Annotated in this window: 10 protein-coding genes and 1 pseudogene; 8 read left to right on the forward strand and 3 right to left on the reverse strand. The window is 59.7% G+C overall.

Annotated features, from left to right (window positions below; translation table 11 throughout):
- Positions 1–154: 154 nt before the first annotated feature.
- Positions 155–799, reverse strand: coding sequence for an HD domain-containing protein (locus GIR22_RS22205; protein WP_154745416.1), 645 nt, complete (start codon positions 797–799; stop codon positions 155–157).
- Positions 800–912: 113 nt separating this feature from the next.
- Between GIR22_RS22205 and GIR22_RS22210 the strand changes: the two genes are divergently transcribed.
- The 6 genes from GIR22_RS22210 (at position 913) to GIR22_RS22235 (ending at position 6,732) form a co-directional block, all read left to right on the forward strand.
- On the forward strand, positions 913–1,392 hold the full coding sequence (locus GIR22_RS22210; protein ID WP_154745424.1) for a GNAT family N-acetyltransferase: 480 nt from the start codon (positions 913–915) through the stop codon (positions 1,390–1,392).
- Positions 1,393–1,539: 147 nt separating this feature from the next.
- Positions 1,540–2,361 (forward strand): SDR family oxidoreductase, encoded by an 822-nt coding sequence (locus tag GIR22_RS22215; protein ID WP_154745417.1) that lies wholly within the window; start codon positions 1,540–1,542, stop codon positions 2,359–2,361.
- Between the two features lie 30 nt (positions 2,362–2,391).
- Positions 2,392–3,396 carry a substrate-binding domain-containing protein gene (locus tag GIR22_RS22220; protein WP_154745418.1) on the forward strand — a complete coding sequence of 335 codons (1,005 nt, stop codon included), beginning with the start codon at positions 2,392–2,394 and terminating at the stop codon, positions 3,394–3,396.
- Positions 3,387–4,892, forward strand: coding sequence for an L-arabinose ABC transporter ATP-binding protein AraG (gene araG / locus GIR22_RS22225; protein WP_154745419.1), 1,506 nt, complete (start codon positions 3,387–3,389; stop codon positions 4,890–4,892). The genes GIR22_RS22220 and araG overlap by 10 nt, the downstream gene beginning before the upstream one ends.
- Before the next feature lie 16 nt (positions 4,893–4,908).
- Positions 4,909–5,874: an L-arabinose ABC transporter permease AraH gene (gene araH / locus GIR22_RS22230; protein WP_154745420.1), complete on the forward strand. Its 966-nt coding sequence runs from the start codon at positions 4,909–4,911 to the stop codon at positions 5,872–5,874.
- A 54-nt stretch (positions 5,875–5,928) separates the two neighbouring features.
- Positions 5,929–6,732, forward strand: a complete 804-nt coding sequence (locus GIR22_RS22235) for an IclR family transcriptional regulator (protein WP_154745425.1) — start codon at positions 5,929–5,931, stop codon at positions 6,730–6,732.
- Here GIR22_RS22235 and GIR22_RS22240 read toward each other — a convergent pair whose 3' ends face one another.
- Complete coding sequence (locus GIR22_RS22240) at positions 6,733–7,785, reverse strand: NAD(P)-dependent alcohol dehydrogenase (RefSeq protein WP_154745421.1); 1,053 nt, start codon at positions 7,783–7,785, stop codon at positions 6,733–6,735.
- 212 nt (positions 7,786–7,997) lie between these two features.
- On the opposite strand from GIR22_RS22240, the gene GIR22_RS22245 reads away from it, so the two are divergent.
- Entirely contained in the window at positions 7,998–8,885 is an 888-nt protein-coding gene (locus GIR22_RS22245) for an AraC family transcriptional regulator (protein WP_154745422.1), read from the forward strand.
- An 87-nt stretch (positions 8,886–8,972) separates the two neighbouring features.
- Here the strand turns inward: GIR22_RS22245 and GIR22_RS22250 are convergent, their stop codons facing one another.
- Positions 8,973–10,637, reverse strand: coding sequence for a 4Fe-4S dicluster domain-containing protein (locus GIR22_RS22250; RefSeq protein WP_178122418.1), 1,665 nt, complete (start codon positions 10,635–10,637; stop codon positions 8,973–8,975).
- A gap of 552 nt (positions 10,638–11,189) precedes the next feature.
- Here GIR22_RS22250 and GIR22_RS22255 point away from each other — a divergent pair.
- Positions 11,190–11,346, forward strand: a pseudogene (locus tag GIR22_RS22255) (electron transfer flavoprotein subunit beta/FixA family protein); the annotation flags it as partial.

An 11,346-nucleotide genomic window follows, 5' to 3' on the forward strand; every position in this document is an offset into this window, starting at 1 on the left:
TTGGGCCGCCCCTATTTGCCATTGGTGCCTGGCCAGCGACGAACGGTCCTATGTTGCTTGTAAGATTTTATGTGCCGAGCCCCGTCGCCAGATCAGTCGCCCCACGGTGATCAAGCCCAAGGACAACCCAAAGAGCATCTGACCTAATGACGCCTTACTTCACGCCTATCTCATCAATAAAGGCTTCCATAAATTCCTTGAGCCGTTGATGCCGGACTTGCGCCAACCGTTGCCCTGTCGCCGTTTGAAAACCCCCGGCCAGATGCAACAACTTGGTCTGGAAGTGATCGAGGCAGAAGCGCTTGTCGTCATAGCCCCGATCCTGTGCCGTCGGATCGGCCGGGTCATACAGAATGCTGCCCATGCGCCCGGCGGTGTAGAACGTGCGGGCCACGCCGATCATCCCCAGGGAGTCGAGGCGGTCGGCATCCTGGACGATCCTGGCTTCCAGGGTGTTGGGTGTAAGTGCCGCAGAGAAACTGTGGGTCTCGATAGCATGGGTCACGGCGAGGATACGGGCGGGCTGCCAATCCAGGCTCTGTAATATCCGTTCGGCCTTGGTGGCCGCCAGCCGTGATGCCTGGGCGCGCAACGGTGAGTTCTTTTCCACCGCCACGCAGTCATGCAGCAACACCGCTGCCAGCAGTACCTCAAGGTCGCCACCTTCCTCAGTCTGGATCGATTGCGCGTTGTGCCATACCCGCTGCAAATGGGACAGGTCATGGGCGCCATCCTCCGAAGGTTCCAGCGCGTGGGGCAGCAGAGTGCTGGCGAGGGCGGACAAGGGGGCGAAGAGCATGGGCGTTCTCGTTGGGCGGTTAGCCTACAGGGTAGTTGCGAATGAAATTGCACTGCAACCGGTCATCAAAGCCCCTTAATATGTGTTCTTTCCTTTTGCCCCAAGGCCTGTCCATGACCATCGAGATTCGCCCCGCCGTGCCCAGCGATGCTGCGCAGATCCTGACCTTCATCACGGAGCTTGCCGACTACGAGAAAGCCCGCCACGAAGTGATCGCCAGCGTGGTGGATATCGAGCGGAGCCTGTTCAGCGAGGGCGCCACCGCCCATGGTCTGATCTGCCTGCGGGACGGTGTGCCGATTGGTTTTGCGGTGTTCTTTTTCAGCTATTCCACTTGGCTGGGCAGTAACTGCCTGTACCTGGAAGACCTCTACATCAACCCGGAGCAACGCGGCGGCGGCGCGGGCAAGAAGTTGTTGCGGCACCTGGCGAAAATTGCTTTCGATAACGGCTGTGGCCGCTTCGAATGGAGCGTGCTGGACTGGAATGAACCGGCCATTGCGTTCTACAAATCCATCGGTGCCCAGCCCCAGGAGGAGTGGGTGCGCTATCGCATGGAAGGGGATGCCCTGAGGGAATTTGCCCAGGGCTGAAACGTTTGGGAAACCGGCAATTACTGCCGGTTTTTTAAATAATGTCTCAATATATGGGATGTATAATTATATATTGAGATATTTCAAGTTCTGGGTTTATAGTCCCCTGCATCAGCACTCACTACCAAAAATAAAACAGGTGAAGCGATGCAGGCACAACCGTTGTCATTACCCGCCGTGCCCGAGCCAACGTACGGCGAGCGGCTCAAAGACAAAGTGGTGATCATCACTGGCGCCGCCCAAGGTATTGGCGAGGCCATTGTCGCCTGCTTCCAGGCCCAGCAAGCACGTTTGGTGATCGGTGATATCCAGGCCGAGAAAGTCGAGGCTCTCGCCGCCCACTGGCGCGAGCATGGCGCCGAGGTCTATGCGCAAGCCGTCGATATCACCTCCAAGGACCAATGGCAGGTATTGGTGGCTGTTGCCATTGAGCGCTTCGGTCGCGTCGATGTGCTGGTCAACTGTGCCGGCGTCAACGTATTCCGTGACCCCCTGGAGATGACCGACGAAGACTGGCGCCGCTGCTTCGCCATCGACCTGGACGGCGCCTGGTACGGTTGCCGCACAGTGTTGCCGCACATGATCGAGCAGGGCATCGGCAACATCATCAATATCGCCTCCACCCATTCCAGCCACATCATTCCCGGCTGCTTCCCTTATCCAGTGGCCAAGCACGGCCTGCTGGGCCTGACTCGGGCCTTGGGCATCGAATACGCACCCAAGGGCATCCGCGTCAACGCCATCGCGCCCGGCTATATCGAAACCCAGCTCAACATCGACTACTGGAACGGCTTTGCAGACCCTCACGCCGAACGCCAGCGTGCCTTCGACTTGCACCCGCCCAAACGTATCGGCCAACCCATCGAAGTGGCGATGAGTGCATTGTTCCTGGCCACCGATGAGGCGCCGTTTATCAATGCGACCTGCCTGATGATCGATGGTGGGCGCTCGGTGATGTACCACGACTAGAACTTTGCCAATAACAACAAGAGGTGCCCCATGCTGGTCAAAAACAGGTTCAAGAAAACACTGCGCACCCTGGCTGTCGCCGTCGCAATCAGCGGCTTCAGTACCCTCGCCACCGCCGAAGAAGTAAAGATCGGCTTCCTGGTCAAGCAAGCCGAAGAGCCCTGGTTCCAGACCGAATGGGCCTTCGCCGAAAAGGCCGGCAAGGACCAGGGTTTCACCGTGATCAAGATCGCCGTGCCCGATGGCGAGAAAACCCTGTCGGCCATCGACACGCTCGCGGCCAACGGTGCCAAGGGCTTTGTGATCTGCCCGCCGGACGTATCCCTTGGCCCGGCGATCATGGCCAAGGCCAAGCGCAACGGTTTGAAAGTGCTGGCGGTGGATGACCGGTTCGTCGACGCCAACGGCAAGCCCATGGAGGACGTGCCCTACGTCGGCCTGGACGCCTACAAGATCGGCCAGAAACAAGGCGAGGCCATGGCGACTGAAGCCAAGAAACGCGGGTGGGACTGGAAGGAAACCTATGCGGTCATCAACACCTTCGACGAACTGGAAACCGGCAAGAAACGCACCGACGGTTCTATAGAAGGCCTCAAGGCCGCCGGCCTGCCTGCCGACCACATCCTGTTCAGCCCGCAGAAAACCCTCGACGTCCCAGGCAGTATGGATGCCACGAACTCGGCCCTGGTGAAACTGCCCAGCGCCGCGAAAAACCTGATCATTGGCGGCATGAACGACAGCACCGTGCTGGGCGGCGTGCGTGCCACTGAAAGCGCTGGTTTCAAGGCTGCCAACGTGATCGGCGTGGGCATCAACGGCACCGATGCCATCGAGGAACTGAAAAAATCCGACACGGGCTTCTTCGGCTCGATGCTGCTCAGCCCCGACGCGTCCGGTTATAAAACCGCCACCGCGATGTTCGAGTGGGTGACTAAAGGCACTGAGCCTGCGAAGTTCACGGCCCTGGATAACGTCACCCTGATCACCCGAGCCAACTTCAAGGAAGAGTTGGGCAAGATCGGTTTATGGAAATGAGCGGGGCGGCCTTACGTTTCAACAGCGTTGGCAAGGAGTTTCCCGGGGTGAAGGCCCTGTCGCAGATCAGCTTTGAAGCGCGCCCCCATTCGGTGCATGCGCTGATGGGCGAGAACGGCGCGGGCAAGTCGACCTTGCTGAAAATCCTCGGTGGTTTCTATCCGCCCAACAGCGGAAGCCTGCAATTGGGCGAGCGTAGCGTCAGTTTCAAATCGGCGGCCGACAGCATTGCCAATGGTATCGCGGTGATCCACCAGGAGCTGCAACTGGTACCGGAAATGACCGTCGCCGAGAACCTGTTGCTGGGGCATATGCCGTCGCGCTGGGGCGTGGTAAATCGCGGGGCAATGGTGCGCAAGGCCCGGGAGTTGCTCAAGGGCCTGGCGGATGAGATCGACCCTGCGGCGCGCCTCGCCAGCCTGTCCCTGGGCCAGCGGCAACTGGTGGAAATCGCCAAGGCCATGTCGCGCAATGCCCATGTGATCGCCTTCGACGAACCCACCAGCAGCCTGTCGGCCCGGGAGATCGAGCGGCTGATGGTGATCATCGCCAGGCTGAGGGATGAAGGCCGGGTGATCCTCTACGTGTCCCATCGCATGGAAGAAGTGTTCCGCATCTGCGACGCCGTCACCGTGTTCAAGGATGGGCGCTTCGTGCGCACCTTTGACGACATGCAGCAGCTGAGTGTCGATCAATTGGTCAGTTGCATGGTGGGCCGCGATATCCAGGACATCTACAACTACCGGCCTCGGGAACACTTCGGCCAAGCGTTGCGGGTGGAAGGGTTGTTGGGGCCGGGACTGCAGGAGCCGGTGAGCCTGCACGTCGACAAGGGCGAGATTCTTGGGCTGTTCGGCCTGGTGGGGGCAGGGCGTACCGAGCTGTTGCGCCTGCTGGCGGGGTTGGCCCGCCGCGAGCAGGGCGCGCTGGTGCTGCATGGCCAGGCGCAGACGTTCAAGTCTCCTCGGGATGCAATCGCCGCCGGCGTCTTGCTGTGCCCGGAAGACCGCAAAAAGGAAGGCATCGTGCCCCTCGCCAGCGTTGCAGAGAACATCAATATCAGCGCCCGTCGCGACCATGCGCGTTTCGGCTGGCTACTCCAGGGCGGCTGGGAACGGGACAACGCCCAGCAGCAAATCAGTGCGCTGAACGTGCGCACGCCGTCGGCCGAACAACCGATCCTGTACCTCTCCGGCGGCAACCAGCAGAAGGCCATTTTGGGTCGCTGGTTGTCGATGCCGATGAAGATCTTGCTGTTGGATGAACCGACCCGTGGCATCGATATCGGTGCCAAATCCGAGATCTACCAGATCATCCACAACCTGGCGGCCAGTGGGATTGCGGTGATTGTGGTGTCCAGCGACTTGATGGAAGTGATGGGCATCAGCGACCGCATCCTGGTGATGAGCGAAGGCGCGCTCACCGGCGAGTTGGCCCGCGATCAAGCGGATGAAGCACGGCTGCTGCAATTGGCTCTCCCGCGTTCGCGGGACTGAAGAATATGAGGTGGGTATGTCACAGGTAAAAACCGCGAGACGCTTCTGGCCGGGTTTCAACCAGCGCAAGTTTCTTGATGAATGGGTCATGCTGTTGGCGGCCTTGGGCATCTTTTTGCTCAGTGCCGTGTTTATCGACAACTTCCTGTCGCCGCTGAATATGCGGGGCCTGGGCCTGGCCATTTCCACCGTCGGGATTGCTGCCTGCACGATGCTGTTTTGCCTGGCGTCGGGGCACTTCGACTTGTCGGTGGGCTCAGTGATCGCTTGTGCCGGCGTAGTGGCGGGGATCGTGATTCGCGACACCGACAGTATCGTCCTGGGCGTGTCGGCGGCATTGGCCATGGGCTTGGTGGTGGGGCTGATCAACGGCATTGTCATCGCCAAATTGCGCATCAATGCGTTGATTGCGACCTTGGCGACGATGCAGATTGTGCGAGGGTTGGCCTACATCTTTTCGAATGGCAAGGCGGTTGGCGTGATGAACGAAGGCTTCTTTGTCTTCGGTAATGGCCAGCTGTTTGGCGTGCCAGTGCCGATTGTCATCACCGTGCTGTGCTTTGTATTTTTCGGTTGGTTGCTCAACTACACCACCTACGGGCGCAACACCATGGCCATCGGCGGCAACCAGGAAGCGGCGTTGTTGGCCGGGGTGAATGTCGACCGCACCAAGATCATCATCTTTGCCGTACACGGTGTGATCGGGGCGCTGGCGGGGGTGATCCTGGCATCGCGCATGACCTCTGGCCAGCCGATGATTGGCCAAGGTTTTGAGCTGACAGTGATCTCTGCGTGCGTATTGGGCGGGGTGTCATTGAGCGGTGGCATTGGCATGATTCGGCATGTGATTGCCGGGGTGCTGATCCTGGCGATCATCGAGAACGCGATGAACCTGAAGAACATCGACACCTTCTACCAATACGTGATTCGTGGTTCGATCCTGTTGTTGGCGGTGATTATCGACCGCATGAAGCAGCGTTGATGGCCGGTACTTGCCATAATGTCCGCCGTTTTCGTACCCCCACATAGGCCTGATATGCAGGAAAACGCCCACACTCCCCTAAAAGACACCGCCCCCACCGGCACCCAGACCCTGCTGCGCGGCCTGGGCGTGGTGCAAGCGGTGGCGGCTGGCGCACGGGATCTCAAGGAGATTGCCAAGCGCATCGGCACCACCCGCAGCACCACTCACCGCCTGGCCAGTTGCCTGGTGGAAGAGCGTTACCTGCGGGTGGTGCCGCAAGTCGGCTATCTGCTGGGCCCCAAGCTGATCGAACTGGGCTTCCAGGCACGGGAAGAACTGCCTCTGGTGACCTTGGCGGTTCCCTATCTGGACGAACTGTCGGCGTTGACCGGCGATACCATCCACCTGGCCATCCGCGAATATGACGACGTGCTGTACCTGCACAAGAACCCTGGTCGCAACGGCCCGGAAATGCGCTCGCGGGTTGGCCATCGCATGCCTTTGGCGCGCACCGGGATCGGCAAGGCCTTGCTGCTCGATGACAGCGTGGAGGAGTGGCAGCGACTGTATCAGGTCAGCTTGCCGGTAGGCGGGAAGAACCTGCAATGGCCGCAGCACCCGGAGCAGTCATGGGCGCAGTTCGAGCAGCGCATGCGCGAATATGTGGCGGGGGGCTATGCGTTCGACCTGGAAGACAACGAACCGTCGATCCGTTGCGTCGCGGCACCGGTGCGCGATGCCAGCCGGCGAATTGTCGCCGGCATCAGCATCGCCAGTACCGTGCCCTACATGCCGCTGGAAAAAATGGCCGAGCTGATCCCCGTGGTTAAACAGGTCGCGGCCCGGCTGTCAGCGGAGTTGGGGGCGAGGGCCTGATCAGGCCTTCAAGGTCGCCATGTCAATGACGAAGCGGTACTTCACGTCGCCGGCAATCATGCGGGTGTAGGCTTCGTTGATCTGGCGGATGTCGAGCATTTCGATGTCGCAGCTGATGTTGTGCTCGGCGCAGAAATCCAGGACTTCCTGGGTTTCTGCGATGCCGCCGATCAAGGAACCAGCCAACACTTTGCGGCCCAATACCAGCTTGGCGGCGTTGACGGGCGGGTCTACCGGCTCGATCAGGCCAACCAGAATGTGCATGCCGTCAAAGCGCAGCACGTCGAGGTAGGGGTTCAAGTCGTGCTGTACTGGAATGGTGTCCAGCAGGAAGTTGAAGTGCCCGGCAGCGGCTTTCATCTGTGCTTCGTCGGTGGACACGATCACGTGATCGGCGCCTTGGCGACGGCCTTCTTCAGCCTTGCTCGCGGAGCGGGTAAACAAGGTCACTTCGGCGCCCATGGCCTTGGCGAACTTGATACCCATATGGCCGAGGCCACCCATGCCGAGAACCCCAACCTTGTCGCCCGCTTTCACACCGTAGTGCTTGAGCGGCGAGTAGGTGGTGACGCCGGCGCAGAGGATTGGCGCGGCGCTGGCCAGGTCGAGCTTGGCCGGAATCTTAACCACGAAGTGCTCGCTGACCACGATGCTGTCGGAGTAACCGCCCATGGTGTTGCTGCCGTCGATCCGATCCGGGGTGGCATAGGTCATGGTCGGGCCTTCAAGGCAGTATTGCTCCAGGTCCGCGTGGCAAGCGTCACAGTGACGGCACGAGTCGACCATGCAGCCCACACCTACCAGGTCGCCGATTTTATGGGCGGTGACGTTGGCGCCGATGGCGGTGACCTTGCCGACGATCTCATGCCCTGGCATCAACGGGTACACGGCGATACCCCATTCGTTGCGTGCCTGGTGGATGTCGGAGTGGCAGACGCCGCAGTAGAGGATTTCGATCGCCACGTCATCGGCGCGCGGGCTGCGACGCTCGAAGGACATGGGGGCGAGGGGAGTGGTGGCCGATTGGGCGGCGTAGCCGATGGCGGTGTACATGGTGAACCTCGCAAAAGCAGTGACGGGTGAGGTGGGCCATTCTCCGCGCCGAGCCTTGGTACGGCCATGGCGATTGCTCCGAGTCTTATGCCTAAAACTACGGAGGAGCAGCTAAAAGCCGCAAGCTTCAAGCTGCACGCTATAAACTGGACGTCCTCTTGCAGCTTGGCTTGCCATCCTGCACAGCCCCGTGAATTTCCGAGAGCGCTTTTATGCTGACCCGCCATCTCGACGCCAATGCCGCGTTGGTTGCCTTGATTGAACCGCTGACGCCTTGCGACGGCTTCTCTGCCACGAACCTGCCCGGCGTGCAGGTGTTGCGTGCCAGTTGCGATGTGGCGCGGGGGCCGCAAATCTATGAGCCGAGCCTGATGATCGTCGCCCAGGGCAGCAAAGTCGCGTACCTGGGCCCGCGAACGCTTGAGTATGGTGCCGGGCATTACCTGATCCAGGCGATGCCGGTGCCCTTTGAATGCGAAACCTTTGCCCTGCCCAATGCGCCGTTATTGGGGGTAACCGTGGGTATTGACCGAGTGGTGTTGGGAGAGCTGGTAATGGCCATGGGGGTTCAGGCAGGCCCCCCGCCGGCGGCGCAGACCCTGGAGTCGATGAGCTCGGTGGTGTTGGATGACGCCATGCGCAACTGCGTCGAGCGGCTGTTGCAGTGTTTGCACGATCCTCTGGAGAGCCGGATCATGGGGCCTGCGCGCGTGCGCGAATTACTGTTCACTGCGTTGCGTGGGCCACAGGCCGATGTGTTGCGGGCGCTGGTGGAACAGCAGGGGCAATTTTCCCGGATCGCCACCTCATTGAGTCACCTGCATGCTCATTATGCAGAGCCCCTGAACATCGAGACGTTGGCGAGTTATGCGCATATGAGTGCGTCGACCTTTCACGAGCACTTCAAGCGTTGCACACTGCTGTCGCCGGTGCAGTACCTCAAGCGTTTGCGGCTGCTCAAGGCCCAGCAGTTGCTGCTACTCGACGGCATGAGCGTGGCCCAGGCGGCGCATGGCGTGGGGTATCAGAGTTCGTCGCAGTTCAGCCGCGAATATAAACGCTATTTCCAACGCAACCCGGGAGAAGAGCGCGCTGCGTGATCGTTCCCACGCGGAGCGTAGGAACGATCGCTGATGAGCCAACAAAAAGGCCCCCATTCCGGGAGCCTTGATGTTCAAGCCGCTGATTTACATATTCGGGTAAGTTGGCCCACCCGCGCCTTCCGGCGTGACCCAGGTGATGTTCTGCGAAGGGTCCTTGATGTCACAGGTCTTGCAGTGCACACAGTTCTGGGCGTTGATCTGGAAGCGCTTCTCGCCGTCTTCCTGGGTGATCACTTCATACACGCCCGCCGGGCAGTAGCGCTGCGCCGGTTCATCGTAGAGCGGCAGGTTGGTGCCGATCGGGATGCTCGGATCTTTCAGCTTCAAGTGGCACGGCTGCTCTTCTTCATGGTTGGTGCTGGAGATGAATACCGAACTGAGTTTGTCGAAGCTCAGCTTGCCATCGGGTTTGGGGTAATCGATCTTCTTGCTGTCCTTGGCCAGCTTGAGGCAGGCGTAGTCCGGCGTGGTGTCGTGCAGGGTGAACGGCATCTTGCCGCCCAGGATGTTCTGGTCAAACCAGTTGAAGCCGGCGCCGATGATCGGGCCGAACTTGTGCATCGCCGGGCCGAAGTTACGGGTGGCGAACAACTCATCAAAAAGCCAGCTGTTCTTGAAGCTGTCGACGTAAGCTGTGAGTTCGTCGCCGCCTTCGGACTCGGCGAACAGGCGATCAGCCACGGCGTCGGCGGCGAGCATGCCGGACTTCATGGCGGTGTGGCTGCCTTTGATCTTGGCAAAGTTCAGGGTGCCCAAATCGCAACCGATCAGCGCGCCGCCCTTGAACACCATTTTCGGCAGTGAGTTCAGGCCGCCCTTGCAGATGGCGCGCGCGCCGTAGCTGATGCGCTTGCCGCCTTCCAGGTATTGTTTGAGCACCGGGTGATGCTTGAGGCGCTGAAACTCGTCGAACGGTGACAGGAAGGTGTTGCTGTAGGACAGGTCGACAATCAAGCCCACGACAACCTGGTTGTTTTCCAGGTGATAGAGGAACGAACCACCGGTGTTCTCGGCGCTCATGATGTCCAGCGGCCAACCGGCGGTGTGCACCACCAGGCCTGGCTGATGCTTGGCTGGGTCGATTTCCCAGATTTCCTTCAAACCGATGCCGTAGTGCTGGGCATCGGCGTCGCTGTCCAGGTTGAAGCGCTCGATCAACTGCTTACCGATATGCCCACGGCAACCTTCGGCGAACAGCGTGTACTTGCCACGCAGCTCCATGCCCGGGGTGTACAGGCCTTCTTTGGGATTGCCTTCGCGGTCGACGCCGAGGTCACCGGTGATGATCCCGCGCACCACGCCGTTCTCGTCGAACAGCGCTTCCTGGGCGGCGAAGCCCGGGTAGATTTCCACGCCCAGGTTCTCGGCCTGCTGGGCGAGCCAGCGGCACAGGTTGCCCAGGGAGATGATGTAGTTGCCCTCGTTGTGCATGGTCTTGGGCACAAAGAAGTCAGGAACCTTGGTTGCGGCCTCGCTGGAGCGCAGTACATAGATGTCATCGCGCACCACCGGGGTGTTGAGCGGGGCGCCGAGTTCTTTCCAGTCAGGGAACAATTCGTTCAGGGCCCGTGGCTCAAACACTGCACCGGAGAGGATGTGAGCGCCGACTTCGGAGCCTTTTTCGACCACGCAGACGCTGATTTCCTTACCGGCTTCGGCGGCCTTCTGCTTCAGTCGGCAGGCGGCAGACAGGCCCGCCGGGCCAGCGCCGACGATGACCACGTCGAATTCCATGTATTCGCGTTCCACAGGCTATCTCCTACTCAAGGCTCAACAGTTTTTTTTCTAATGGGTGGAGGTTCGGTGTTTCATCCAGCATTGTCTGCATGAATCTCATGCAATAGCACAGGGATGACCCACCTTTCTCTCTAGGTGGCGCATTATATCTACACCACTCTCAGCGTCCAATACAAACGTTTGTTTGAATCGGCCGCAAGCTAGGTAAATCAAAGCAGCGCGGCTTATAACTGACCATTTTGGCGTATTGACCGGAATAGGCGTTCCGGTCAATATACGGTCGGTTTTGCGCATCCCGTAGGCAGACTGTAGGTTTCAAGAGCACCTCTAAAGGCAGGGCTGAGGCAAAAATGGTGACGCGCAGTCAGACGTTGGCGCGCAGTTTACACGCCGCGATAATGAATGACCTCTCAGTCACCACTGACGAACGGTCATCACTCCCGTGAGCAAGGTCACCCGCCGACGATAGCCGGCGTTTTTGGAGGTGCCCTTGTGTGCCGATGAGCATCAACCGCCAGGTTCGCCTAGGCGACTTTCTTTTCACCGGAGAGTAACGAGGAATCCATGAAGGTTCTTGTAGCTGTCAAACGCGTTGTCGATTACAACGTGAAAGTTCGCGTCAAGGCGGACAATTCCGGCGTCGATCTCGCCAACGTCAAAATGTCGATGAACCCTTTCTGCGAAATTGCCGTGGAAGAAGCCGTACGCCTGAAAGAGAAAG

The sequence above is a fragment of the Pseudomonas karstica genome (genome assembly GCF_009707515.1).
Lineage (GTDB): Bacteria > Pseudomonadota > Gammaproteobacteria > Pseudomonadales > Pseudomonadaceae > Aquipseudomonas > Aquipseudomonas karstica.